Consider the following 24,342-nt stretch of genomic DNA (forward strand, 5'->3'; position numbering starts at 1 on the left):
GGGAGGGAGCGGTCCGACGGTCTCGGACCGCTCCCGGAGATGATGCTTAGGAAGCATCCTCCTGCTGTCTGCGAACGCGGTCCACGACCTCGTCGTATCTCGGCGAGTTCATGAAGTTGTCGACGGAGACATGCACGGCGTTCGGGTTCTTGTCCGTGGCGCGCTGGGTGAGCTGCGCCTGCGTGACGATGAGATCCTCGGTGCCGTCGAGGTTCGCGATGGCCTTGTTGGTCACCGTCACACCCTCGACGCCTGCCTTCTTGAACTTGTTGCGCAGCACGCTCGCTCCCATGGCGGAAGAGCCCATGCCGGCATCGCACGCGAACACGATGTTCTTCAGTTCGCGCTCGTCGACGGCACCGGCAGCCGTGGCCGCCTGCGTCTGGGCGACTTCGCCCGCCGCGTTGGAGGCCGCGAGGCCGCCGAGCACGGACGAGCCCTTGCCCTTGTTCGCCTCGGTCTGCGCGACGGCGGCTGCCAGGTCACCGGCGTTCTCCGTCGCGAGATCCTTCTTGCGGCTGGCCCGCAGGATGATCGCGGCGATGACGAACGAGACGGTGGCTGCGAGCAGCACCGAGAGGATCACGCCCAGGTAGCTGTCCTTCGACGTGGCGGCAAGGACCGCGAAGATGGACCCCGGAGCGGCGGGAGCCACCAGGCCGGAGTTGAACAGCACGTTCGTTGCGACACCCGTCGCGCCACCGGCGATCGCGGCGAGGATCACCATGGGCTTCATGAGCACGTACGGGAAGTAGATCTCGTGGATGCCGCCGAAGAACTGGATGATGATGGCGCCAGGAGCCGATGCCTTCGCCGCACCGATGCCGAAGAACGTGAACGCCAGCAGGACGCCCAGACCCGGACCGGGGTTCGCCTCGATCAGGTACAGGTAGGACTTGCCCTGCTCGATGACCTGCTGGGTGGCCAGCGGCGTGAACACACCGTGATTGATGGCGTTGTTGAGGAACAGCACCTTGGCCGGCTCCACGATGATCGACAGCAGCGGCAGGATGCCGAGCTCCACCATCCACTTGACCACCGCACCCAGCGTGTTGCTGATGAGCTGCATGATCGGGCCGAAGCCGAAGAAGCCCAGCAGTGCGAGGAAGAAGCCGAGGATGCCCGCCGAGTAGTTGTTGACAAGCATCTCGAAGCCGGGCCGGATCTTGCCCTCCCAGAGCCGGTCCATGCGCTTGGTGAGCCAGCCCGCGAACGGACCCATCACCATCGCGCCGAGGAACATCGGGATGTCGGTGCCCACGATGACGCCCATGGTGGCGATGGTGGCCACCACGCCGCCACGCTCGCCGTAGACCATGCGGCCCGCGGTGTTCGCGATGAGCAGCGGGAGCAGATAGGTGATCATCGGACCGACGAGGCCCACGTACTGCTGGAAGGTGTTGCCGTCCTCGCCGACCGCGAGCTGGGTGCGCGAGCCCATCCAGCCGATCAGCGACTGGTCGCCGAATCCGCCGAAGATGTCGGCGACGGGATGCCAGCCGCCGAGCCAGCCGGTGGCGATGAACAGGGTGGTGATGAGGCCCCACGCGATGAACGCCGCGATGTTGGGCATGATCATGCCGGAGAGGAACGTGCCGAATCGCTGTACGGCGACGCGGGTTCCTCCTCGGCTCTGGGTCGGTGACGCCGTCGTCATGACTGATTCTCCTTTTCTGCTGCGGCTCGTGCCGCCGCTCGTGCGCCGGCCGCATCAGATGCGGCCAGTGCTGCTGCGGCGATGCGGCGCGCATCGTCCAGCGTGTGTCGGATGAGAGAGGCGCGGACATCGGCGAGGGCCGACGGCGCCATCGAGAGGCTGGTGGCTCCGAGGCCCACCAGGACCACGGCGAGCAGCGGGTCGGCGGCGGCCTCGCCGCAGATGCCCACGGGCTTGCCGAGTTCGGCACCCGCGGCGCCCACCGAGGCGATGAGACTCAGCACAGCGGGGTGCCACGGGCTCTGCAGATCTGCGACAGCACCCAGCAGCCGGTCGGCTGCCATCGTGTACTGCGTCAGGTCGTTGGTGCCGATGGAGGCGAACTCCGTGCGAGCGAGCACCCGATCGGCGATGAGGGCCGCTGCCGGGGTCTCGATCATCACGCCGGCCGTCTTCAGACCGTGCTCGTGGACGATCGCGGTGAAGTACTCCGTCTCCTCGACGGTGGCCACCATCGGGGCCATGACCCAGAGGTCGGCCTCGGTCACCGCGTCCGCTGCGGCGAGGGCGGTGAGCTGGTCGCGGAGGATCTGCTCGCTCGCGCGCAGGGCGCGGATGCCGCGGACGCCGAGAGCGGGGTTCTCCTCTGGGCTGTCATTGAGGAAGGACAGGGGCTTGTCGGCACCGGCATCCAGCGCGCGCACCACGACCTTGCGGCCGGGGAACGCCTCCAGCAGCTGTGTGTAGGAGGCCTGCTGTTCGGCGACCGACGGCGCGGTGTCCGCGGAGAGGAACAGGAACTCGGTGCGGAACAGGCCCACACCCTCCGCCCCCTTGGCGATGGCCTCGGCCGTACCGGCGGGAGAACCCAGATTGGCCAGCAGCGGCACCGCCGTGCCATCAGCGAGCGCTCCGGCGCTGAGCGGAGCCGTCGCCGCGGCGCGACGTGCCTCGGTCTTTGCGGCTGCTGCCGCCAGCTCGGCGTTCGTCGGCGACGTGATGACGGTGCCGGCCTCGGCATCGACAATCACCGTCTCGCCGTCGGCCAGCGATGCGGCACCGGTCACTCCCACGATGGCGGTGATGCCCTTCTCGCGCGCCAGGATCGCGGTGTGCGAGGTGGGGCCGCCGTCACTGGTGACGACCGCGAGGACGAGGTCCAGGTCCAGCAGCGCCGTGTCGGCGGGGGCGAGATCGCGGGCCACGAGCACGTACGGGTGACCGGGCTCCGGCAGGCCGGGAGCCGACACGCCGCGCAGCTGCGCGAGGACGCGCTGGGCGACATCGTCGAGGTCTGCCGCGCGCTCGCCCAGGTAACCGCCGGCTTCGGTGAGGAGGTCGCGGAAGGCCGCGAACGCGTCCACCACGGACCACTCGGCGGTGTTTCCGGCATCGATCCGCTCGTCCACCTGGTCGGCGAGCTCGGGGTCCTCGGCCATCATGGCCTGTGCCTCCAGCACGTCCTGCGCGGTGCCGCCGGCGCGTGCGCCGCGGCTCTCCAGCTCGCGGGCGACGACGTCCACGGCGGTGCGGAATCGTGTCTTTTCGGCCTCGGGAGCCTGCGTTGACGGCGTCTTCTCTGGTGCCGGCAGCGCATCGGCGATGCGGGCGACCGGTCCCTGGGCCACACCCAGGCCGATGCCCACTCCGATCAACTCAGCCATCGATCACTCCGCGTCGATGTCGCTGGCGAGCAGCGCCGCGAGGGAGTCGATCGCCTCGGCCGCACCGGGCGCCTCTGCGTCGGTGGAGAGCACGACCTCGTCGCCGTGCTCAGCGCCGAGCGAGATGACGCCGAGGATGCTGGCCGCGTTGGTGGCCTTGCCCTCGCCCTTCTGGATGGTGATCGGCAGGCCCAGCTCCTTCGCCGCCTGCGCGAACAGCTTCGCGGGGCGTGCGTGCAGGCCGTGCGAGGAGCCGACGGTGACGGTGCGCGTGATGGTGGTCATGTGATCCTCCGGAGGTGTCGTTCGAATGGAAATCAGGTCAGATCGCGCACGAGCGCGAGGGTCTTGGTGCCCGTGAGGTCTCGGAGGCAGTCCTCCGGCAGCACCTCAACACGGGCCGGTGCGAGCTGCGCTCTCGCCTCCTCGATCAGGTGCGAGAGGTGTGGGCCGATGAGGACCAGAGCCGCATCCGCGGCAGCGGCACGATCGGAATCGCTCGCGATGGAAGCCCCCCAGCTCCCGGCCCGAGCGGACAGCGGGAATCCGCCCTCCCGGGCTGCTCTTTCCAAGCGCTTGGCCACGAAGGTGCTGGAAGCACCCGCGCCGCACACGATCAGGATCCTCATCGACCCACCTCCTGATCTCATGGTCGTCCTCACATGCACCGGCCACAACCAGGGTGGTTTCCGCCCCCGAGGAAAATACTTTCCGCCCGACGAGGGCCGTCGGGCGCGTGTCGCGGGCTAGCATCGGGCAGGAGCGAGGACGCCCGGCGCGGGTGCTCGTTCACCCCGATGCGAGGCTCAGGAGGTGCGATGACCAGGCAGCGACAGGATCGGCTGGTCGACCTCCTCGTGCGCTCCGGATCCTGGCGCACGGCGGCAGATCTGGCCGACCGCCTCGGGGTCACCACCCGCAGCATCCGCTCTTATGTGGCCGCGGTGAACGAGCGCGTCGGCGGAGCAGACGCCATCGAATCCGGTGCGATGGGCTATCGCGTCCGACCCGATCGACTCGCGGCGATCCGCGACACGGCGGATGAGAACGTGCCGGACGTGCGCCGCCACGCCATCGGGCGCACCATCGTGCTGGCCGACGAGGGCGTCGATGTCTACGCGCTCGCGGACGAGCACTTCGTCAGCGAGGGAACGATCGAGGCCGACCTGGCCTGGGTTCGGGCGCGCGGGGTGGAGCGAGGTCTGCGCTGGGAGCGCCGCGGTCCGATCGTGGGATTCGTGGGGGAGGAGAGCGCGCGGCGGGCGACGCTGCGCTCGCTCCTGCTGGCCGACACCCCCGGCGGCTATGACGAAGCGGTGGTGGAGGGGCTGCTCGGCACCGGCAGCGTCGACCGCACCCGTGTGCTGCGCGCTCGCCTCAGCGCGCAGTTGACCGTCGGCGGATACTTCGTGAATGAGTTCGCCCTCGGCGGCGTCGCGTTCGCGGGGCTGCTCGCTGCCTGGCGCTCCTCAGCAGGTGCGGTGATCGAACCCCTCGGCGATGCGGCCGTGGATCCGACCGCGCGCGCAGTCGTGGACGAGGTCACCCGCGAGGTGCTCGGGGCGGCGCTCCCCGCCTCTGAAGTGGACGCGCTGACCGTGCTGCTGCGCGTTCGCGGTGCAGTGGCGTCCGGCTCGCCCTCCGACGACACCGATGACGATGCGGCGATCGCCGGGGAGCTGCGGCGCATCGTGGATGCCGTCACGGAGCGCTTCGCAGTGCCGGCACTCGAAGACGATGTGCTCACCCGTCTCGTCGCCCACGTGCAGAACCTGCGCCGCCGCTCCAGCGGTGGCGAGTGGAGCCGCAACCCTCTCACCCGCACGTTGAAGGCGTCCTATCCGCTGCTGTTCGACGTCGCCGTTGCGCTGGCGAGCGCGCTGTACGAGCGGTTCGGGATTCCCGTCCATGACGATGAGGTCGCCTACCTCGCGATGCACATCGGTGGTCAGTGGGAGCGGCGGCGGTCGCTGGAGAACCGGCTGACGGCCACGCTCGTCTGTCCCGGCTACTACGAGATGCACGAGTTGCTGCGCACCGGGATCGAGCAGTCGCTCGGCTCGGTGCTGATGATCACCGACGTGCACACAGACGCGGAACCGGCCGGGGGCTTCGACACGGATCTCGTGCTCACCACACTGGAAGCGGGTCAGAACGCCGACAACGTGGTGCAGATCTCGCCGTTCTTCACCGACGTGGATGCCGAGCGCGTGATGGCGGCGGTCGCGCGGATCCGCCGCTCCCGCCGACTCTCGCAGTTCCGTGCCGAGCTGTCGCGTTACTTCGTGCCCTCCGCCTTCGTCCGCGGGCTCGAGGCGAGCGCCGATGAGGAGAGTGTGATCCGCCGGCTCGGCGCGCTGCTGGTGGCCGACGGCGTGATCGACGAGGACTACGTCGAGAGCACCGTCGCGCGGGAGCGCACCTCATCCACCGCGTTCACCGAGACGCTCGCGGTCCCGCACGCGATCGGGATGACCGCTACACGGACCGCGATCGCCATCGGGATCGCAGAATCCACCCTGCCGTGGGGCGATGCTCGGGTGCAGGTGGTGGCCATGGTCGCGTTCAGCGAGACGGATCGCGAGGCGTTCCAGACCGTGTTCGAGCAGTTCGTCGAGGTGTTCTCGGACGCCGCCTCCGTGCAGCGCCTGGTGCGGCGAGGAACGGATTTCCCTGCCTTCCTGGAGCAGCTGGCCGCTCTCATCGACGGCTGAGGCTCAGGCCGTCGCGGCCAGTTCCGCCACGATCGCGGTGACGATGTCGGCGGCTCCCACACCGCGAGCGCTGACCGTCACGCTCGTGCCTGCGCGAAGGTCAGCCGCCATCAGGGTCAGAACGCTGGCGGCGTTCAGCTCGGGAGCGGATGCGGGGCGCAACAGCACCGTGCCGGGAAACGCCGCGGCGTGCGCCGCGACGGCGGCTGCCGGGCGGGCGTGCAGATCCTGACCCAGCACCACCTCGGTGGCGACCCCGAGGGTCGTCACAGCTCGCCGAGGCGGGCGAGCAGCCCCGTGCGCACCGTGGGCCACTCGTGCGGGAGGATCGAGTACACCACCGTGTCGCGGAGGGTGCCGTCCGGGCCGAAGCGGTGGTTGCGGAAGATGCCGTCCTGCTTCGCACCGAGGCGCTCGATCGCCCGTCGCGAGGTGAAGTTGTGGAAGTGCGTGCGCAGCTCCACGGCGATCACGCCGCACGCGTCGAAGGCGTGGCCGAGCAGGAGCAGCTTCGCCTCGGCGTTGACGCCGGTGCCGCGCGCCTCGGCCGCCAGCCAGGTATACCCGATCTCCGTGCGCGGAAGCTCGGGCTGCACGTTGCAGAAGGTCGTCTCGCCGATGATCGTGTCATCATCTAAGCGTCGGACCGCGAACGGGTTCATCGTGCCGCGATCGCGCTCGGCCAGGCGGGTCGCGATGTCCTCGTCGATGCCGTCCGGTCGTGGTGCCACCGTGTACCAGAGCGCGTCGGTGTTGCCTGCCGCTGCGGCCCGCAGCCCGTCGGCGTGTGCCTCACTCAACGGCTCGAGGCGGACGCGGTTTCCGGTGAGAGTGACGGGAGCGTCGATCATGCGCCCAGTCTAGGCATCCGCCGAGGCATCCCCGTTCTCGCCGGCGGTTCGGCTCATGGCACGTGCGGAGGCCACGGCGCGCCGCCCCGCCGGGATCAGCATCGCGATCGTGACCACCACGATCGTGGCGATCCCCGCCGCCACGAGCAGCACCTCCACCGGCATGATGTCGGCGAGCGGCCCGAAGCCCAGCATGCCCACGGGCATCGCGAGTGCCATCACGATGCCGACGAAGCCGAACACGCGCCCCTGTCGCTCCGGCTCCACGGTCTCCTGCAGCAGCGTCATCGCGGTGGTGCCGAAGAACGGCACGACGAGGCCGGTGAGGAACATCGCGCCGAAGAAGATCCAGACGTTGGGGGAGAGGCCCAGCACGATCGACAGCACGGCGAAGGCGAGGGAGGCGGACGTGATCAGCGTGATGCGGTCGCGCTTGGCGGCCCAGACAGCGACGAGGATGCCGCCCAGAGCCATGCCGATGCTGAAGGCCAGCTCCAAAATCGTGAGGTTGATGACATCCCCGGCCTCATCGCCGGCGGGGAACGTGCGAACCACCATCAGCGGGGTGAGGTTGGAGGGCGCAACGGTGAAGAGGAACACCACCGCGTAGAGCACCAGCAGCCAGCGCACGAAGGCATGACCGAACACGTAGCGCACTCCCGCGACCAGATCGGCGAAATACCCGACCGGCTCCTCCGCCGAGCGATCGACCTTGCGCACGCGCACCAGCGCCAGCAGGCCGATGCCGACCGCGGCGGTGACGACGTCGATCACGAAGATCGGCAGCAGCGCCTGGAGCCCTGACCCGGTGCGAAGCGTGGCCCACGCGAAGATCGCGCCCGCCGCGGCCGGGGCGATGAGCATCATGATCGAGTTGATGGTCTGCATGATGCCGTTGACGCGCATGAGGTGTCGCTGCGGGCTGATCTGCGGGATCATCGCCGAGACCGCGGGAGTCTGGATGCCGGCTCCGGCCGACCGGATCGCCAGGGTGAGGAAGATCAGCCATAGCGGCGCGTACCCCACCAGCAGCAGCGCCGCGAGGATCGCGGTGGTGAGGGCGATGGATCCGTCGGCGGCGATGATCAGCAGCTTGCGGTTGTGGCGGTCGGCCCACACCCCACCGAAGATCGACACGATCGCCTGGGGGAGGAAGCCGAAGAGGGCGGCCAGCATCATGATCGAACCGGAGCGGAACTCCATCGTGAGGTACCAGAAGATGGCGTACTGCACCAGCATCGAGCCGAGGAGGCTGACGGTCTGGCCGCCGAAGAACAGCAGCAGACCGCGCATCCAGTGAGGCGGATCCGTGACCTGTGGCGAGGCGTCGGCGGTGGCGTCTGTCATCATTCCCTCTTCGCGATATATCTCGAGAATCCTACGGTGCCCGAGCTCCCGTGTCGAGACGCGATGAAGGGTGGGACGGTCGTGCCGTCCCACCCGTCATCGCGGTATCAGGAGAACGTGCGGTATCAGGAGAACGTGCTCAGCAGCTCCCGAACCGCGGCGTCCATGGCCGCGATGCGCGCCTGGGACGCCGCGGCGGACTCCGCCTTCGCGTCCAGGTAGACCTTGAGCTTCGGCTCGGTGCCGCTCGGACGCACCACGATGCGCGAGCCCGAGGCGAGCCGGTAGCGCAGCACGTCACCCGACGGCGTGCCCTCGGGCGCCTGCAGCAGATCCTCCGCCACGGCCACGGCGTCATCGCCGAACGCGGCCGGCGGCTGGGCGCGCAGCCCCGCCATGATGCGACCGATCAGTGAGATATCCTCCACGCGGATCGAGACCTGACCGCTGGCGAAGTGCCCGAACGTCTCGCCGAACTCGTCGAGCAGGTCCGCGACGGTGCGCCCTTCGGCGCGAGCATCGGAGACGAGCTTGAGGAAGGCGATCGCGGCGGAGATGCCGTCCTTGTCGCGCACGGTCGTCGGGTTGACGAGGTAGCCCAGCGCCTCCTCGAAACCGAAGACCATGCCGGGCGCCCGGGAGATCCACTTGAAGCCGGTGAGCGTCTCGTGAAAATCCAAGCCGTAGTGGGCGGCGACGGCCCCGAGGCCGGGGGAGGAGACCAGCGAACAGGCCAGCGAGGCGCCCGCGGTGCCCTGCGCTGCGCGGGCGTTCTGCCAGCCCAGGAGCAGGCCCACTTCATTGCCGCTCAACCGGCGCCAGCCTCCCTCGACGTCTGCCGGGATGGCGACGGCCAGCCGATCGGCGTCGGGGTCGTTCGCGATGATGAGATCGGCACCCGCCGCGCGGGCCGCGGCGAAGGACAGGTCCATCGCGCCCGGCTCCTCCGGATTGGGGAACGCCACCGTGGGGAATCGACCGTCGGGCTGAATCTGCTCTGCGACGAGGATCGGCTCGGCATAGCCGGCCTCGGCGATGATCCGGGAGACGGTCTCGTAGCCCACGCCGTGCATCGCGGTGTAGACCCAGCGCAGATCCGCGCCCGCCGCCGGTGCGGGGCCGACCGCAGCGGTTGCTGTCACGTAGGCGTCCAGCACCGACTCGTCGGCGACCGTGTAGTCGTTCGAGCGGGGCAGGGCAGGCACGGCGAGGGTGTCGGCGACCCGCTGGATGTGCGCGGCGATCTGCTTGTCGGCGGGCGACACGATCTGAGACCCGTCATCAGCCCCGCCGAGGTACACCTTGTACCCGTTGTCGTCCGGCGGGTTGTGGCTGGCCGTCACCATGACGCCCGCGTCGGCCCTCAGCAGGCGCACGGCGAACGCCAGCACCGGGGTGGGGAGCAGACGCGGCAGCAGGATGGCGCGCAGGCCGGCTCCGGCGAAGATCTCCGCGGAATCGGTGGCGAACACCTGCGAGTTCCGGCGACCGTCGTAGCCGATCACCACGGTCGGCACGCCGTCGACGTGCTCCCGCAGATAGGCGGCGAACCCGGCCGCAGCCTGCGACACCAGGACCCGGTTCATGCGGTTCGACCCGGCTTCCAGCCGGCCGCGCAGGCCCGCGGTGCCGAACTCGAGGCGCGTGGCGAAGCGGTCCACGAGGTCCGCAGCAGCGCTCTCCTCGCCGTCGGCGACGCGTTCCAGCAGCTGGGCGAGTTCGTCCCGCGTGGTCTGATCGGGATCCTGTGCCAGCCAGGCCTCCGCGCGGGCGACGGCGTCCGCGACGCTCATCAGAGGCGTCCGATCACGCGGGCGAGCAGGTCGGAGATCACCGGCTCGGCCTCGCGCCCGGCCTCGATGACCTCGGCGTGGCTGAGCGGGGTCTTCTGGATGCCGGCGGCGAGGTTGGTGATCAGCGAGAAGCCGAGCACCTCCATTCCGGACTGGCGTGCGGCGATCGCCTCCAGTGCCGTGGACATGCCGCAGATGTGGCCGCCGATGGCCTTCGCCATCTGGACCTCGGCGGGCGTCTCGTAGTGCGGTCCGCGGAACTGGCAGTAGACACCGTCGTCGAGCGTGGCGTCCACCTCGCGGGCGATGCCGCGCAGGCGCGCGCTGTAGAGGTCGGTGAGATCAACGAAGTTGGCGCCCTCGATGGGGGAGTCTGCCGTGAGGTTGATGTGGTCGCTGATCAGCACGGGCTGGCCCGGCTTCCAGGTCTCCTTGATGCCGCCGGCACCGTTGGTGAGCACCATGATGCCAGCACCCGTGGCGGCGGCGGTGCGCACGGAGTGGACGACACGACGCGCGCCGTGACCCTCGTAGTAGTGGGTGCGGGCACCGATGATGAGCACGTTCTTGCCGCCGTCCGTGCGCAGACTGCGGATGGTGCCGACGTGGCCCTCCAGCGCCGGCTTCGAGAATCCGGTGACCTCGGTGGCGGGAATCGTGGCGACGGTCTCGCCGATGAGGTCCGCGGCCTTGCCCCAGCCGCTGCCGAGCGTGAGGGCGATGTCATGGTGCTCCACACCTGTGAGGCGTGCGATGTCGGCGGCTGCGGTGCGTGCGACATCGAACGGATCGGTGGTCGCAACATCCAGGGGGTTGTCGTGGTTCTCAGGCATCCCTCCACTCTAGGAATCTCGATCGGCCCTCACCAGAGCACCCCGCTGCTCATTCGCGCACGTGGCGCGGAGCTGAACAGCAGGTGACGGGCTTCTCGCGGGGGTGGGACAGCGCCCGCATGCGCGCAATGATGCGCCTGCCGTTAGGGGAGAATAGGAGCATGGCATCCCTCTCTTTTGAGCGCACGCAGTCCCTCGCGATCATCGGCGGCGGCCCCGGCGGCTACGAGGCGGCGATCGCGGCGGCTCAGTTGGGTGCCGAGGTGACCCTGGTGGAGCGCGCCGGTGTCGGCGGTTCCGCGGTCATCACCGACGTCGTCCCCTCCAAGTCCCTCATCGCCACGGCCGATGCGGCTGTCGCGATCAGCGAGGCCAGTGACCTCGGCGTGCAGTTCTTCGCGAAGGGCGGCGACGGCAAGCCGCTGAAGCCGCAGGTGGCCATCAACCTCGCCGCGGTCAACAAGCGACTGCTCACCCTGGCTCGCCAGCAGTCCGATGACATGCGCAGCACGCTGCTCGACGCCGGCGTCCGCATCATCAACGGTCACGGTCGTCTGGAAGGGGATCGTGCGGTGGTGGTCTCCACGGGCCCCGGCGGCACCGACTTCGACCGCGTCGAGGCCGACACCCTGGTGGTCTCCGTGGGCGCATCGCCGCGTCGTCTTCCCTCCGCGATGCCCGACGGCGAGCGCATCCTCACATGGACGCAGCTGTACGACATGAAGGAGCTCCCGAAGCATCTCATCGTGGTGGGCTCGGGTGTCACCGGTGCGGAGTTCGCCTCGGCCTATATGAACCTCGGCGCGCAGGTGACGCTGATCTCCAGCCGCGACCAGATCCTGCCCTCCGAAGACACCGATGCCGCCGCGGTGCTGGAGAAGGTGTTCAAGCGCGGCGGCATGAAGGTGCTCAACAAGTCCCGCGCCGAGAAGGTGGAGCGCAGCGATGACGGCGTCGTCGTCACGCTCGCCGACGGTCGCACGGTGGAGGGGAGTCACTGCCTCCTGGCCGTCGGATCGATCCCCAACACGGCCGGGATCGGCCTGGAGGAGGCCGGCGTGCAGCTGGCCGACTCGGGCCATATCGTGGTCAACCGCGTCGCCCGCACCTCGGTGCCCAACATCTACGCCGCCGGCGACTGCACCGACTTCATGCCCCTGGCCTCGGTGGCTTCCATGCAGGGCCGTACCGCCGTGTTCCACGCGCTCGGCGACATCGTGATCCCGCTGGAGAAGGGGCGCATCACGGCCAACATCTTCACGGCCCCCGAGGTCGCGTCGGTCGGCTTCACCGAGCAGGATGTGCTCGACGGCAAGGCGGACGGCGTCGTGCACAAGCTCCCGCTGGCAGCGAACCCCCGCGCCAAGATGATCGGCATGAAGGACGGCTTCGTGAAGATCATCGCGCGGACGGGATCGGGCACCGTGATCGGCGGCGTGATCGTCGCCCCGCGCGCGTCCGAGTTGATCTACCCGATCGCGATCGCCGTCGAGCGCCGCCTCACCGTCGACCAGGTGTCGCGTGTGTTCGCCGTGTACCCGTCGCTCACCGGCTCGATCACCGACGCCATGCGGGCGATGCACCTGGTGAACCGCCAGGAGGCCGGCGTCTGAGTCGACACGCGGTGGGCTGTGTCTGACCGTAGATTGGCGTGGTGAGATCTTCATCTGCCGGTCCCGTCGCGCAGCCGAGCCTGCCGCCGGTGCCGTGGCCGCGTCGGTGGACGCCGCCGCAGCGATCCCGCTTCCCACTTGCGGCAGGCTGGGTGATCATCGCGCTGGCCGTGGTGGCACTGGTCAACCCCGCGGCCCTGGAAGCTGCCGCCGATGAGCCCGTCGGCGTACTCGGCCGCGTCCTCGGTGCCGCGCTGGTCGCCGGATTCGGCGCCGCGATCATCCTCATCTTCCACGGGCAGCGTCATCCCGTGTCACCGCCGCGGCTGATCAACGCCGTCACCCTGACACGCGCGCAGCGCGATCTCCCCGATGACTGGGTGCACTTCTTCCCGGAGCGACGACGCGGCGGGACGATGGTGATCGGCTTCGCGCTGCTGGCGCTGCCGATGCTGGGCGCCGCCGTGGCGGCGGTCGTCGTGATCGTGCGCGATCCGACGCGCGACCTGGTGATCGCGGTCTTCGTCGCCATCGTGATGGGCCTGCTCGGCGTGTTCTTCGGATGGGCCGCGATCCGCATGGCGATCGGACGGGTGCGCGGGGGTTCCTTCGGACAGCGGGCGATGGGCCTCGCCCTCGGGCGCTCGGCCGTGCTCGTCACCGGTGTGGAGCTGGTGGCCGTGATCCCCTGGACCGCCATCCGCCGGGTCGAGGCGACGGTGATGCGCCTCGGTGGGCGACGCCGAAGTGACGCAGAGATCCCCACCATCCTGCTGCACCTGGATCCCGCCGCGGTGGACGCGGAGCTGGCGACGGCGACGTCCGAGGCGGCACCGGGAGACCCGGTGTTCACGATCTCCGCGGACTCCAGCGATGTTCATCCCTGGGTGCTCTGGGCGGCGCTGGCGTTCTTCGCCGACCCCGCGCGGCGGGAGCCGCTCGGCACGACCTTCGCGCAGCGCGAGCTGTCGGCCTGGGCCGCGAGCGTCGCCGCTGTAGACCGCGCACGCCGCCACTGAGTAACACCCGTCACTAACACGAGAACGGGCCCCGAAGATCCGGGGCCCGTTCTCGTGTCAGTGTCTCAGTTGATGGTGAGCAGCTGGTGTCCGGCGGACACGGTCTCACCGGCGCTGGCGTTGATCGTGCCGATCACGCCGTCCTTGTGCGCCTGCAGCGGCTGCTCCATCTTCATCGCCTCGAGGACGACGACCAGATCGCCCTTGACGACCTGCTGGCCCTCCTCGACGGCGATCTTCACCACGGTGGCCTGCATCGGCGACTTCACGGCATCGCCGGAGGCACCGGCCGACGCCGTGGACTTGTGCGAGCGACGCGACGGCGGCGCCGCAACGGGGCGACCCGCACCCACGGCGGGACCGACGATCCGGTCGGGCAGGCTCACCTCGAGGCGCTTTCCCGCGACCTCGACCACCACGGTGTGGCGACCCGCAGCGTCAGCGGTCGGCTCGAGCTCGCCGTCCCACGCCGGGATCTCGTTCACGAACTCGGTCTCGATCCAGCGGGTGTGCACGGCGAAGTTGCCGTCTTCCGCCGTGAACGCGGGCTCGCGCACCACCTGGCGGTCGAACGGGAGCACCGTGGGGAGTCCTGCCACCTCGAACTCGTCCAGCACGCGACGCGAGCGCTCCAGCGCCTCGGCGCGATCCTTGCCGGTGACGATGATCTTCGCCAGCAGCGAGTCGAACGCGCCCGAGACGGTGTCGCCCGCGGTCACGCCAGAGTCGAGCCGGATGCCGGGGCCGCCGAAGGTCTTGAACACCTTGATGGGGCCGGGCTGGGGGAGGAAGCCGCGACCCGGATCCTCGCCGTTGATGCGGAACTCGATGGAGTGTCCCACCGGCTGCGGATCGTCGTAGTCGAGCAGACCGCCCTCGGCGAGGCGGAACTGCTCACGAACGAGGTCGAGACCGGTGACTTCTTCGGAGACCGGGTGCTCCACCTGTAGGCGCGTGTTGACCTCGAGGAACGACACGGTGCCGTCGGCGCCGATGAGGAACTCGCAGGTTCCCGCGCCGACATAGCCGACCTCCTTCAGGATGGCCTTCGACGCCGAGTACAGCAGGTCGTTCTGCTCGTCGGTAAGGAACGGCGCGGGGGCCTCTTCAACCAGCTTCTGGTTGCGACGCTGCAGCGAGCAGTCGCGCGTGGAGACAACCACGACGTTGCCCGCGGAGTCCGCCAGGCACTGGGTCTCGACGTGGCGCGGCTTGTCGAGGAACTTCTCCACGAAGCACTCGCCGCGACCGAACGCGGCGACCGCTTCGCGGGTGGCGGAGTCGAACAGGTCGGGAATCTCCTCGACGGTGCGCGCGACCTTCAGGCCGCGACCGCCACCGCCGTAGGCCGCCTTGATGGCGACGGGCAGACCGAACTCCTCGGCGAAGGCGACGACCTCGTCCGCGGACTCGATGGTGCCCTGGGTGCCCGGGGCAAGCGGTGCGCCCACCTTCTCGGCGACGTGACGTGCGGTGACCTTGTCACCGAGTGCCTCGATCGCCTCGGGAGAGGGGCCGATCCAGGTGAGCCCCGCGCCAATGACGGCGCGGGCGAAGTCGGCGTTCTCCGCGAGGAAGCCGTAGCCGGGGTGGACGGCGTCTGCGCCCGCGCGGCGGGCGACCGAGAGGATCTTGTCGATGACCAGGTAGGTCGAGGCCGAGGTGGAGCCCTCGAGAGCGTACGCCTCATCGGCCAGGCGGGCGTGCATCGCATCCCGATCCTGATCGGCGTAGACGGCAACGGACGCGATTCCCGCGTCTCGTGCTGCGCGAATGATGCGGACGGCGATCTCGCCGCGGTTAGCGATCAAGACCTTCGAGATTGCAGGCATGAGTGCCAGACTACCGCGACGGATGCGCGATCTTTTGAGCACTCTCGACAAGAAACCCTGAAATACGTTTCAGAGGAGCTACCAAAGTCGCCCGAGGCTGTGATCACACCGCCGCGGGGGTCCGATTACCGGTTCCAGAGGGTCGGCCACGCCACGCCGAGCCGCGCGGCGAGTCGTCGCAGGGTGGACAGCGACATGCCGATCACGGTGGACGGCTCGCCCTCGATCCGATCGATGAAGGGCCCGCCCAGGCTGTCGAGGGTGAACGCTCCCGCCACCTGCAGCGGCTCACCGCTGGCGATGTAGGCGTCCAGTTCGGCGTCGGTGAGGTCATCGACGAACGACACGGAGGCGGCAGCCACCGCGTCGGCCTGACCCTCGACGACGCCGCTGCGCACCCGCAGCACGCTGTGACCGGAGTACAACACACCGGTCCGGCCACGCATGCGCTGCCAGCGCTCGCGCGCCACAGCCGGCTCATGCGGCTTGCCGTAAACGGTGCCGTCCAGTTCGAACATCGAATCGCCGCCGATCACGATGCCGTCGAAACCCGGGGCCACCGCGTCGATCTGCTCAGCCATCGCCGCGGCCTTCAGCGACGCGAGCACCTGCACATGCTCCGTCGGCGAGAGCGGGTGCCCGAGCTCTGCTTCGAGATCAGCCACCGCCGCATCCTCATCGACGCCCGGGGAATGCAGCAGCGGCTCGATGCCGGCCTGGCGCAACAGCATGAGACGGGCGGGAGACGTGGACGCGAGCAGCACCTGCATGAGGACAGGCTATCCAGTCTCACGCCGGATGCCCTGCGAGCCCATGGGAGAATCGAGCAGTGCCCACTCCTGATGAAGACACCCTCGACCTGACCATCACCGGCGTCGCTCACGGCGGCGTCTTCGTCGCCCGCCACGAGGGACGCGTGGTGTTCGTGTCCGATGCCATCCCCGGCGAGACGGTTCGAGCGCGGCTCACCGACACCAACAAGAAGTCGTTCTGGCGCGCCGAGACGGTGGAGGTGCTGGAGGCATCCGCGCACCGTCGCCCCCACGTGTGGGCACCCGCGGACGTCGCCAACGCGCCGGAGGATCGGCCCGGCGGAGCCGACTTCGGCCACATCGACCTCGCGCACCAGCGGACGCTGAAGTCTGACGTGCTGACCGATGCGCTGCGCCGATTCGGCGGCATCGAGCGCGCCGTGGACGTCGCGCCGGTTGACGGCGAGACCGACGGTCTGCGCTGGCGCACCCGCGTGAGTCTGCACGTGGACGATGCCGGCAACGTCGGTCCCTACGCCGCGCGCAGTCACCGCGTGATCCCGGTGGAGCAGCTTCCGCTCGCCACCCTCCCGATCGAGCGTGCGGCAGACAAGCTCTTCGCCGGTCGTGGCGATCGCATCGACCTGGTCCAGCCCGCCGACGGACGCGTCCGCGTGGTCAACCGCCGCGCCGAGCAGGACCCGCGCGAGCAGCACGACGTGATCATCGAGACCGTCGGTGATCGTGGGTTCCAGGTCGACGCCGATGGCTTCTGGCAGGTGCACCGTGGCGCGGCCGCGACGCTGGACGCGGCGATCCGCCGTCTCCTGGCCGGAGACCAGATCGATCCCGACGCCTGGCACCTGGACCTGTACGGCGGTGTGGGCCTGTTCGGCGCCACGGTCGCCGGTCTCGGTGGCACACGCGTCACCAGTGTGGAATCCGATGCCCGCGCCACCGAGCACGCGGGGGAGAACCTCGCGGAGTGGGTGGGAGCGCGTGCCGAGACCGCACGGGTCGACCGGTATCTGCGCTCCCTCGTGCAGGGCGCGTCCACGCGGGAGAAGGAGCGGCTGTCGCAGGGCGTCGTCGTGCTGGATCCGCCGCGCACCGGTGCCGGTCGCGGAGTGGTCACCGACCTCGCGGCGCTGTCACCGCGCACCATCGTGTACGTCGCGTGCGACCCCGTCGCCCTGGCGCGGGACCTGGGCACCTTCGGCGAGCTGGGCTACGCGGCGGAGGAGATCGAGGCGTTCGATCTCTTCCCGCACTCCCACCACCTGGAGACGGTCGCGCTGCTGCGTCGCGCGGGCTGATCCATCCGCTGATGTAACAACAGCAGCGGACCGGCGCGAGCCCCGAGATGTCGGGGTTCGCGCGCGCCGCTAGGCTGACCCTATGATCCGCGTGTGCCTCATCGACGACCACGAGTCGGTTCGTCTGGGACTGGAAGCAGCGCTGCTGCGCGAGGGCGCCGACGTCATCTTCAGCGGTGAGGACGTCACGTCCTACCTGCGGTGGCGCCGCGGCAGCACCGAGGCGCCCGCGGATGTCGCCGTGCTGGATCTCGGTCTCGGCGACGGCAGCGCCATCACCGACAACGTCCGCCGTATCGTGCTCGACGGCTCCGCCGTGATCATCCACAGCGTGGCCGATCGGCCTGCCGCGGTTCGCGAGTCGCTGGTGGCCGGTGCGATCGGCGTGGTGAGCAAGTCGGCCCCCATCGGCGAGGTGATCGCTGCTGTCCACACGGTGGCAGAGGGTCGTCCGCTGGACAACGTGGAGTGGGCGAGTGCCGTCGATGGCGACGCCGACTTCGCTGCGGCGCAGCTGTCCCAGCGGGAGCGGGAGGTGCTCGCCCTCTACGCCACGGGTCTGCCGCTGAAGGTCGTGGCCGACCGCCTGGGCATCGCCTTCAGCACTGCCAAGGAGAACATCGCGCGCGTTCGGGCGAAGTACACCGATGTGGGGCGTCCAGCGCCCACCAAGGTCGACCTCCTCATGCGCGCGATGGAGGACGGAATCATCGATGATGCGGACAAGAACGCGCATCGTGCCGGCTGATTCCCGCCGCAGACGAAGCGCCGACGTCGACGCCGAGCCGCTGTTCTGGGGATCGATCCCGGAATCGGGCGGTTTCACCCGCGCGCGCATCGAGCGCATCTTCGCGCTGGTCATCGGGCTGGTCTGCATCGTGTTCGGCGCGCAGGCCGCAGTGGCTGCGCTGGGGAGCGCCGAGACCGGAGCCTGGCATCTGCCCATGGTGATCGCGGTCTTCGGCGCGTTGATCGTCATGATCGTGACGGGCATCGTCGGGCGTGGTGCACGCAGTGGCGCTGGACTGTTCACGGTGGTGTTCATCGCGCTCCTGGTGGTGTGGCCGTTCGCCTCGGAGGGGAGCGTCGTCTCGGCCACCGAGCAGCCGTGGATCTGGTTCCTCATCAACATCGCCACCGTCGGGGCAGCGCTCGCCTTCCCGCTGCCGCTCGCCGTCGCGCTCACCGTGCTGATCCCGCTCGGATTCGCGGCCGTCCGGATCATCCAGGGTGGCGGGGAAGCCGTGTTCTGGCAGGCGAACCTGGCCGACGTGTCGTTCTCGCTCATCTTCGGGTTCGTGCTGCTGATCATCGTGTGGATGACGCGATCGGTGGGCATCTCGGTGGACCGCGCGCGTGCGCGAGCGCTGGACAGCTACGCCGAGGCCGCCGCGATCGATGCAGCGGAGCAGGAGCGGATGGAGCTGGCCGCCCTCATCCACGACAGCGTGCTCTCCGCGCTCATCGCCGCCGAACGTGCCGACTCGCCGCGTGAACGCGAGCTCGCCACCTCGATGGCGCAGGCCGCGCTGTCGGGTCTCGCCGGCGCGGAGGACCCGGAGAACGATGACGACACCACACCGGTGACCACGCGGGTCATCGCACAGGACATCGCGGCCGCGGCACACGGGTTCGGCTTCACCCTGCCGGTGCGGTGCGCCACGGAGACCTCCATTCCGCGCGATGTGGCTCGTGCCCTGACGCTGGCGGCGATCCAGGCGGTCGCGAACGCGATCCAGCACGCGGACGCCGTCGGACTGACCACCGACGTGGAGTCGATTCGCGGTGGCTGCCAGATCACCGTCTCGGATCTCGGTTCGGGCATGGACCTCGCGGCGGTGCCGGAGGATCGCCTCGGAATCCGCGGCTCGATCATCGCGCGGGTCGAGGCGGTGGGCGGAACGGTGAGTCTGCAGTCCTCCATCGCGGGCACGAGGGTGACGATGAGGTGGCTCCCGCCGGATGCCATCGGCGCCCGTCTCGACCCGGAGCGGATGGAGTTCCTGTGACCGTGCTTCCCGTGCGCAGGCTCCTGGTCGGGCTGGGTCTGGTGTTCGCCGTGTATCTGGCCGTGCGCGGCCTCATGTGGACGGCGGTGCCGACGGTTCCCGTCGTGTACCTGAGCGCCCTCGCGCTCGGAGTGATCTCGACGGCGATCTGCCTCTTCGCTGATTCCCTCATTCCCGCGGCCTACCCCGATGCGCCGCTGACGGCGGGCAACCGAGGTCCGAGCAAGCTGCCCGTGTGGGCGGCCGTGCTCGCCGTGGTGACCGCTGCCGTCGTCCCGACCGCCGTCTCGCTGAGCGTGGGCGAATCGCACCGCGCGGACTCCTGGGCCACCAGCTACGTCGGGCTGATCGGCGCGCTGCTCACGGTCACGACCGTGCGTCGTCGCCCCGGCTTCGCGTGGATCGGCACGGCGGCGCTCGCCGCCGGAACCATCGCGTGGCTCGGCCCGATCGTGGCGCTGGGCCAGGGACTCACCGGGTCGGTGATGTGGATCGTGGGTGCTCAGCTGCTGATCGGCTTCCTCGACCGGGCCGCGCGCGATACCGTGCGCCTCGTCGAACTCCAGCGTGCGGCTGTCGCCTGGCAGGCCGTGCAGGAGACGCGACGCCGCGAGCGACGCGTGCGCGTGCGTTTCGCTCTCCAGGTCGCGGCCCCCATCCTGGTGCGGGTGATCCAGTCCGGTGGCGAGCTCACCGCCGAGGAGCGGGCGCAGGCGCGTTTGGCCGAGGGCAGCCTCCGAGACGAGCTGCGTGGTGCGCGTCTGTTGGATGAGCGGGTTCGGGCGGAGCTAGACAGTGCGCGTCGCCGCGGCAGCACCATCACGGTGTTCGACGAAGGCGGTCTCGACGGGCTGGATCAGCAGTCGCTGGATCGTATCCGGGGTGAGCTGGCGGACATCGTGTCGGGCACTGTCGCCTCGCGACTCATCATTCGCACCGCGCGCGATCCGCGCGTCGCCGTCACTGTCGTCGGTCGAATGGACGATGCCGACGAGGAGGACTCGGTGGTGCTGTGGAAGGAGATCCCGCGTCAGCAGATGGCGGAAGAACCCACACGGGCGCGCGACTGATCCGCGGGGGAGCCCCTCTTGTCACCCGTGGATCTGTCGCCCCATGAGTCTCGGGTCGGACGCCGACGAGGGGGAGAAGTTCCTCACCCCTCGTCCTGGCGTCCGAGCCACCCGATGACTCAGACTGCACCGGCATGGACCGTACCCTGAAAACGATCCGACCGGTGAACGCAGAGCGTCGTTCCTTCAGTATGTGCGACATACATGTTCGTGTCTGTCGGTCGTTTGGGGGACAGATCGGCGGTCGTGGCGGACACGACGATGGGCCACCGCGCAAGCGATGGCCCATCGTGAGGATTTCAGCGGCTGAAGCGTCCCCAGCCGACCGCGCGGTCACAGGGGCGCCGCAGACTTCGCCGGGTCTGCATCCACGCCGAGGGGCGCGGACCTTCGCCGGCCTCGAGGCTCGCGACCTCGGCCGCGTACGCGTCGCTGACCACGGCGACCACCGCCGCCAGCTCCTCGGGACTGGGATTTCCCCGACGGATCTCCAGCGTGACCGGGGCCGTGTCCTGCTCGGGGGCCGTGTCCTGCTCGGGGGAGGCGTCGTGCTCGGGGGTGGTGTCGCGCTCGCTCACAGCGGGATGTTCCCGTGCTTCTTGGCGGGCAGCTCCGCGCGCTTGCCCCGGAGGGATCGCAGTGCCTTCGCGATCGCCACGCGCGTGGCCGCCGGCTCGATGATGCCGTCGATCTCGCCGCGCTCGGCCGCCAGGAACGGGCTCGTGACGTTGTAGGTGTACTCGTTGGCGAGCTTCGTGCGCACCGCGTTGACGTCCTCGCCGGCTTCCTCCGCGGCACGGATCTCGCTGCGGTAGAGGATGTTCACGGCACCCTGGCCACCCATCACGGCGATCTCCGCGGTCGGCCACGCGAGGTTCACATCGGCGCCGAGCTGCTTGGAGCCCATCACGATGTAGGCGCCGCCATAGGCCTTGCGCAGGATGACGGTCACCAGCGGCACGGTGGCCTCGGCGTAGGCGTAGATGAGCTTCGCGCCACGGCGGATGACGCCGGTCCACTCCTGGTCGGTGCCGGGGAGATAGCCCGGAACATCCACGAGGGTGACGATCGGGATCGAGAACGCATCGCAGAACCGGACGAAGCGGGCGGCCTTCTCGCCCGCCTCGATGTTGAGGGTGCCCGCCATCTGCGAGGGCTGGTTCGCGATGATGCCGACGCTGCGACCCTCCACGCGGCCGAAGCCGATCAGGATGTTGGGTGCGTACAGCGGCTGCACTTCGAGGAACTCGCCGTCGTCGACGATCTTCTCGATGACGCCCTTCATGTCGTAGGGCTGGTTGGGAAGGTCGGGGATGATCGTGTTCAACTGGCGATCGAGGTCGGTCGTCTCGAACTCGAAGTGCGAGTCGTAGCCCGGAGCATCGGTCATGTTGTTGTCGGGCAGGAACGACAGCAGGGTGCGCGCGTAGTCGATCGCATCCTCTTCATCGCTGGCGAGGTAGTGCGCCACACCGGAGCGGGTGTTGTGCGTGTACGCGCCGCCCAGTTCCTCCATGCCGACGTCCTCGCCGGTGACGGTCTTGATGACATCGGGTCCGGTGACGAACATCTGGCTGGTCTTGTCGACCATGATCACGAAGTCCGTGAGCGCCGGGCCGTAGACGGCACCGCCGGCGGCGGGGCCCATGATGATCGAGATCTGCGGGATCACGCCGGAGGAGGCGGTGTTCATGCGGAAGATCTCGCCGTACTTGCTGAGCGCGAGCACACCCTCCTGAATGCGTGCGCCGCCGGAATCCAGGATGCCGATGATCGGCATCCCGCCGCGCAGCGCGTACTCCATGATCTTGATGATCTTGTTGCCGGAGACTTCACCGAGCGAGCCGCCGAAGGTGGTGAAGTCCTGCGAGTAGAGCGCGACGGTGCGCCCGTTGATGGTGCCGATGCCGGTGACCACCGAGTCGCCGTAGGGCCGGGAGCGATCCATGCCGAATGCCGTGGTGCGGTGGCGCACGTACTCGTCGAACTCGACGAAGCTGCCCTGGTCCACGAGCATCTCGAGGCGCTCGCGTGCGGTCAGCTTGCCCTTCGCGTGCTGCTTGTCCTGGGCCAGCTTCTCGGGCTGCACGACGGCCTCGGTGAAACGGGCACGGAGGTCGGCGATCTTGCCAGCGGTCGTCGCGAAGTCGTAGGTCTCGTCGGTCACGGATTCCACCCTAGTAGCGGTGCCTCGTCGAACACGTGTGGCGAATCGACAATCACGCACCGCGGGTTCTGTACCCGTCGCAGCCCCTCCGCCGCTCGGCATAGGGTGCCGGTATGACGATTCCCGCGAGCGGATACCCCCTCACCGCAGCCGTGAGCCCCCGCGTCCAGGTGGCCGAGCACACCGGGTCCACGAACGCGGATCTGGTGGCGGCGGCCTCGGTCGAGGACTATCCGCACCTGTCCGTGCTGCTGACGACCGACCAGCGCTCGGGGCGGGGGCGACTGGATCGGCGCTGGGAGACCCCGCCCGGATCCGCGCTCGCGCTCAGCGTGTTGCTGCACGTGGGTGAGCTGCCCATCGAGGCGCGCGGTTGGATTCCCCTGGCGGCCGGGTGGGCGATGACCGAGGCGATCCGCGCCCAGCTGCCGGACCAGGACGTCGCGCTCAAGTGGCCGAACGACGTTCTCGTGGGAGGCCGGAAGATCTGCGGCATCCTCGCGGAGGCGACGCTCGACTTCGCGGCTGTCGTGGTCGGGTCCGGGATCAACACCGCCATGTCGCCCGAACAGCTGCCCGTCGAGACGGCTACCTCTTTCGCCGTGGAAGGGGAGGTCTGCGACGAGGACCGTCTCAGCGCCGACTATCTGGTGCGTCTGGATCGCGCGCTCGTCGCTCTGACCGCTGCCGGTGGCGACGCGGTGGCGAGCGGCCTGCACGCGGAGGTCGTCGCGGCGTGCGGCACGCTCGGACTCCCGGTGCGCGTCTCCCTTCCCGACGGGTCGCTGCTGGAGGGCATCGCCTCGGGGATCGACGCCGAAGGGCGACTGCAGGTGACTCCCGCCGGGGCCATCCAGGCGGAGTCGGTGTCGGCGGGCGACATCGTGCACCTGCGTTTCTGACGCGGGCGGTCGTCGGGGCGCGCCGCTGCCCGCGTCCGCGACGTGAGAGGGGACAATGGAGTCATGACCGAACCGGGATCGATCGGGGGGCGCCCGCTCACGCCGGCACCCGGATCGCCGGTGCCCGAACTGCTCATCGCGCGAATGCACCCGCACGCACGACGACTGTTCTGGTCGGCGCTGGTGCTGATCGCCACGGCCGCTGCGGTCGGATGGTTCACGGGCAACCCGCCGGTGCCGTGGCTGACCGACCTCATGCTGTGGCTGGCGGGCGCGATCATCGTCGTCCTGCTGGTGCTGGTGCCGTACGTCATCTGGTCCACCCGACGGGTGACCATCACCACCCGTCGGGTGATCGTGGCGGACGGGCTCTTCTCGCGTCGTCGTCGTGAGCTCTCTCACGCTCGCGGGTACACGGTGTCGCTGCGCCGCGGCCCGCTGCAGCGGCTGTGGGGGAGCGGAACCCTCACCCTCTCGAACGGCGTGGAACCCCCGCTGCATCTCACAGATGTCCCGCACGCCCGCCTGGTCCACGAGGTCCTGGTCGACCAGGTCGAGGTGAACCAGATCCTCGCCCACCGCGACCAGCAAGCCGGCACCACGGGCCCCCTCATCTGACGCGCGTCGCACCTCGCGCTCGCCCCTCGCGACACTCGCCCCAACCGCGAGACTTCCGTGTGTGGGCGACACTCGCCGCGTTGCGCTGATTCTCGCCCACAGACGGAAGCCTCGCGGGTTCTGAGTGCGCCTTCAGGGTGCGGGGGTTTTGCCCGCGCGGGTGCGGGCGGGCGCGGGGTGAAGAG

General features: G+C 69.3%; 22 protein-coding genes. 9 read left to right on the forward strand and 13 right to left on the reverse strand.

Features of this window, described 5'->3' with window-relative positions:
- Nucleotides 1–46: 46 nt before the first annotated feature.
- Genes ACI3KU_RS03375 through ACI3KU_RS03390 form a run of 4 tightly spaced genes read right to left on the reverse strand, consistent with a single transcriptional unit; the run spans nucleotide 47 to nucleotide 3,950 of the window.
- The gene (locus ACI3KU_RS03375) at nucleotides 47–1,657 is read right to left on the reverse strand and encodes a PTS mannitol transporter subunit IICB (protein ID WP_404920876.1); all 1,611 of its coding nucleotides are present in this window, start codon (nucleotides 1,655–1,657) and stop codon (nucleotides 47–49) included.
- Nucleotides 1,654–3,321 (reverse strand): phosphoenolpyruvate--protein phosphotransferase, encoded by a 1,668-nt coding sequence (ptsP, locus tag ACI3KU_RS03380; protein WP_404920877.1) that lies wholly within the window; start codon nucleotides 3,319–3,321, stop codon nucleotides 1,654–1,656. Before ptsP ends, ACI3KU_RS03375 begins: the two co-directional genes overlap by 4 nt.
- Before the next feature lie 3 nt (nucleotides 3,322–3,324).
- The gene (locus ACI3KU_RS03385; RefSeq protein WP_404920878.1) at nucleotides 3,325–3,606 is read right to left on the reverse strand and encodes an HPr family phosphocarrier protein; all 282 of its coding nucleotides are present in this window, start codon (nucleotides 3,604–3,606) and stop codon (nucleotides 3,325–3,327) included.
- 32 nt (nucleotides 3,607–3,638) lie between these two features.
- Entirely contained in the window at nucleotides 3,639–3,950 is a 312-nt protein-coding gene (locus ACI3KU_RS03390) for a PTS sugar transporter subunit IIB (RefSeq protein WP_404920879.1), read from the reverse strand.
- A gap of 189 nt (nucleotides 3,951–4,139) precedes the next feature.
- Here ACI3KU_RS03390 and ACI3KU_RS03395 point away from each other — a divergent pair, with 189 nt between their 5' ends.
- The gene (locus ACI3KU_RS03395) at nucleotides 4,140–6,035 is read left to right on the forward strand and encodes a BglG family transcription antiterminator (protein WP_404920880.1); all 1,896 of its coding nucleotides are present in this window, start codon (nucleotides 4,140–4,142) and stop codon (nucleotides 6,033–6,035) included.
- Between the two features lie 3 nt (nucleotides 6,036–6,038).
- On the opposite strand, the gene ACI3KU_RS03400 is transcribed toward ACI3KU_RS03395, so the two are convergent.
- From ACI3KU_RS03400 to ACI3KU_RS03420, 5 genes are all read right to left on the reverse strand, one after another.
- A complete protein-coding gene (locus ACI3KU_RS03400) occupies nucleotides 6,039–6,305 on the reverse strand; it encodes an HPr family phosphocarrier protein (RefSeq protein WP_404920881.1) in 267 nt (88 codons plus the stop codon).
- Nucleotides 6,302–6,886 carry a GNAT family N-acetyltransferase gene (locus tag ACI3KU_RS03405; RefSeq protein ID WP_404920882.1) on the reverse strand — a complete coding sequence of 195 codons (585 nt, stop codon included), beginning with the start codon at nucleotides 6,884–6,886 and terminating at the stop codon, nucleotides 6,302–6,304. The genes ACI3KU_RS03400 and ACI3KU_RS03405 overlap by 4 nt, the downstream gene beginning before the upstream one ends.
- Nucleotides 6,887–6,895: 9 nt before the next feature.
- Nucleotides 6,896–8,233, reverse strand: a complete 1,338-nt coding sequence (locus tag ACI3KU_RS03410) for an MFS transporter (RefSeq protein ID WP_404920883.1) — start codon at nucleotides 8,231–8,233, stop codon at nucleotides 6,896–6,898.
- A gap of 125 nt (nucleotides 8,234–8,358) precedes the next feature.
- Nucleotides 8,359–10,026 (reverse strand): phospho-sugar mutase, encoded by a 1,668-nt coding sequence (locus tag ACI3KU_RS03415; RefSeq protein WP_404920884.1) that lies wholly within the window; start codon nucleotides 10,024–10,026, stop codon nucleotides 8,359–8,361.
- Nucleotides 10,026–10,859 (reverse strand): purine-nucleoside phosphorylase, encoded by an 834-nt coding sequence (locus ACI3KU_RS03420; protein WP_404920885.1) that lies wholly within the window; start codon nucleotides 10,857–10,859, stop codon nucleotides 10,026–10,028. Before ACI3KU_RS03420 ends, ACI3KU_RS03415 begins: the two co-directional genes overlap by 1 nt.
- Nucleotides 10,860–11,020: 161 nt before the next feature.
- On the opposite strand from ACI3KU_RS03420, the gene ACI3KU_RS03425 reads away from it, so the two are divergent.
- Both ACI3KU_RS03425 and ACI3KU_RS03430 read left to right on the forward strand, forming a co-directional pair.
- The gene (locus ACI3KU_RS03425; protein WP_404920886.1) at nucleotides 11,021–12,472 is read left to right on the forward strand and encodes an NAD(P)H-quinone dehydrogenase; all 1,452 of its coding nucleotides are present in this window, start codon (nucleotides 11,021–11,023) and stop codon (nucleotides 12,470–12,472) included.
- Nucleotides 12,473–12,513: 41 nt separating this feature from the next.
- Nucleotides 12,514–13,491, forward strand: a complete 978-nt coding sequence (locus tag ACI3KU_RS03430) for a hypothetical protein (RefSeq protein WP_404920887.1) — start codon at nucleotides 12,514–12,516, stop codon at nucleotides 13,489–13,491.
- Between the two features lie 65 nt (nucleotides 13,492–13,556).
- Here ACI3KU_RS03430 and ACI3KU_RS03435 read toward each other — a convergent pair whose 3' ends face one another.
- Together ACI3KU_RS03435 and ACI3KU_RS03440 are read right to left on the reverse strand one after the other, a co-directional pair.
- Nucleotides 13,557–15,323, reverse strand: a complete 1,767-nt coding sequence (locus tag ACI3KU_RS03435; RefSeq protein ID WP_404920888.1) for an acetyl/propionyl/methylcrotonyl-CoA carboxylase subunit alpha — start codon at nucleotides 15,321–15,323, stop codon at nucleotides 13,557–13,559.
- Nucleotides 15,324–15,448: 125 nt separating this feature from the next.
- Nucleotides 15,449–16,093, reverse strand: coding sequence for a Maf family protein (locus ACI3KU_RS03440; RefSeq protein WP_404920889.1), 645 nt, complete (start codon nucleotides 16,091–16,093; stop codon nucleotides 15,449–15,451).
- Between the two features lie 59 nt (nucleotides 16,094–16,152).
- Here ACI3KU_RS03440 and ACI3KU_RS03445 point away from each other — a divergent pair, with 59 nt between their 5' ends.
- The 4 genes from ACI3KU_RS03445 to ACI3KU_RS03460 all read left to right on the forward strand — a co-directional run bounded on the left by ACI3KU_RS03445 (nucleotide 16,153) and on the right by ACI3KU_RS03460 (nucleotide 20,470).
- Nucleotides 16,153–17,391 (forward strand): class I SAM-dependent RNA methyltransferase, encoded by a 1,239-nt coding sequence (locus ACI3KU_RS03445; RefSeq protein WP_404920890.1) that lies wholly within the window; start codon nucleotides 16,153–16,155, stop codon nucleotides 17,389–17,391.
- 82 nt (nucleotides 17,392–17,473) lie between these two features.
- Nucleotides 17,474–18,139, forward strand: a complete 666-nt coding sequence (locus tag ACI3KU_RS03450) for a response regulator (RefSeq protein ID WP_404920891.1) — start codon at nucleotides 17,474–17,476, stop codon at nucleotides 18,137–18,139.
- Nucleotides 18,129–19,400, forward strand: coding sequence for a sensor histidine kinase (locus ACI3KU_RS03455; protein ID WP_404920892.1), 1,272 nt, complete (start codon nucleotides 18,129–18,131; stop codon nucleotides 19,398–19,400). The genes ACI3KU_RS03450 and ACI3KU_RS03455 overlap by 11 nt, the downstream gene beginning before the upstream one ends.
- Entirely contained in the window at nucleotides 19,397–20,470 is a 1,074-nt protein-coding gene (locus tag ACI3KU_RS03460; RefSeq protein ID WP_404920893.1) for a hypothetical protein, read from the forward strand. The genes ACI3KU_RS03455 and ACI3KU_RS03460 overlap by 4 nt, the downstream gene beginning before the upstream one ends.
- A 299-nt stretch (nucleotides 20,471–20,769) precedes the next feature.
- Here ACI3KU_RS03460 and ACI3KU_RS03465 read toward each other — a convergent pair whose 3' ends face one another.
- Both ACI3KU_RS03465 and ACI3KU_RS03470 read right to left on the reverse strand, forming a co-directional pair.
- Entirely contained in the window at nucleotides 20,770–21,048 is a 279-nt protein-coding gene (locus ACI3KU_RS03465; protein ID WP_404920894.1) for an acyl-CoA carboxylase epsilon subunit, read from the reverse strand.
- Complete coding sequence (locus ACI3KU_RS03470) at nucleotides 21,045–22,646, reverse strand: acyl-CoA carboxylase subunit beta (RefSeq protein WP_404920895.1); 1,602 nt, start codon at nucleotides 22,644–22,646, stop codon at nucleotides 21,045–21,047. The genes ACI3KU_RS03465 and ACI3KU_RS03470 overlap by 4 nt, the downstream gene beginning before the upstream one ends.
- Before the next feature lie 104 nt (nucleotides 22,647–22,750).
- On the opposite strand from ACI3KU_RS03470, the gene ACI3KU_RS03475 reads away from it, so the two are divergent.
- Complete coding sequence (locus tag ACI3KU_RS03475) at nucleotides 22,751–23,539, forward strand: biotin--[acetyl-CoA-carboxylase] ligase (RefSeq protein WP_404920896.1); 789 nt, start codon at nucleotides 22,751–22,753, stop codon at nucleotides 23,537–23,539.
- Between the two features lie 63 nt (nucleotides 23,540–23,602).
- Nucleotides 23,603–24,157, forward strand: coding sequence for a PH domain-containing protein (locus ACI3KU_RS03480; RefSeq protein WP_404920897.1), 555 nt, complete (start codon nucleotides 23,603–23,605; stop codon nucleotides 24,155–24,157).
- Nucleotides 24,158–24,342: the final 185 nt, after the last annotated feature.

Source organism: Microbacterium sp. ZW T5_56 (assembly GCF_044987425.1).
GTDB lineage: Bacteria > Actinomycetota > Actinomycetes > Actinomycetales > Microbacteriaceae > Microbacterium.

Bases quoted from the DNA above. Each gene is read 5' to 3' on its own strand.
- ACI3KU_RS03375 (WP_404920876.1), bottom strand. From the start codon at position 1,657: ATGACGACGGCGTCACCGACCCAGAGCCGAGGAGGAACCCGCGTCGCC.
- ptsP (WP_404920877.1), bottom strand. From the start codon at position 3,321: ATGGCTGAGTTGATCGGAGTGGGCATCGGCCTGGGTGTGGCCCAGGGA.
- ACI3KU_RS03385 (WP_404920878.1), bottom strand. From the start codon at position 3,606: ATGACCACCATCACGCGCACCGTCACCGTCGGCTCCTCGCACGGCCTG.
- ACI3KU_RS03390 (WP_404920879.1), bottom strand. From the start codon at position 3,950: ATGAGGATCCTGATCGTGTGCGGCGCGGGTGCTTCCAGCACCTTCGTG.
- ACI3KU_RS03395 (WP_404920880.1), top strand. From the start codon at position 4,140: ATGACCAGGCAGCGACAGGATCGGCTGGTCGACCTCCTCGTGCGCTCC.
- ACI3KU_RS03405 (WP_404920882.1), bottom strand. From the start codon at position 6,886: ATGATCGACGCTCCCGTCACTCTCACCGGAAACCGCGTCCGCCTCGAG.
- ACI3KU_RS03410 (WP_404920883.1), bottom strand. From the start codon at position 8,233: ATGACAGACGCCACCGCCGACGCCTCGCCACAGGTCACGGATCCGCCT.
- ACI3KU_RS03415 (WP_404920884.1), bottom strand. From the start codon at position 10,026: ATGAGCGTCGCGGACGCCGTCGCCCGCGCGGAGGCCTGGCTGGCACAG.
- ACI3KU_RS03420 (WP_404920885.1), bottom strand. From the start codon at position 10,859: ATGCCTGAGAACCACGACAACCCCCTGGATGTTGCGACCACCGATCCG.
- ACI3KU_RS03425 (WP_404920886.1), top strand. From the start codon at position 11,021: ATGGCATCCCTCTCTTTTGAGCGCACGCAGTCCCTCGCGATCATCGGC.
- ACI3KU_RS03435 (WP_404920888.1), bottom strand. From the start codon at position 15,323: ATGCCTGCAATCTCGAAGGTCTTGATCGCTAACCGCGGCGAGATCGCC.
- ACI3KU_RS03440 (WP_404920889.1), bottom strand. From the start codon at position 16,093: ATGCAGGTGCTGCTCGCGTCCACGTCTCCCGCCCGTCTCATGCTGTTG.
- ACI3KU_RS03450 (WP_404920891.1), top strand. From the start codon at position 17,474: ATGATCCGCGTGTGCCTCATCGACGACCACGAGTCGGTTCGTCTGGGA.
- ACI3KU_RS03475 (WP_404920896.1), top strand. From the start codon at position 22,751: ATGACGATTCCCGCGAGCGGATACCCCCTCACCGCAGCCGTGAGCCCC.
- ACI3KU_RS03480 (WP_404920897.1), top strand. From the start codon at position 23,603: ATGACCGAACCGGGATCGATCGGGGGGCGCCCGCTCACGCCGGCACCC.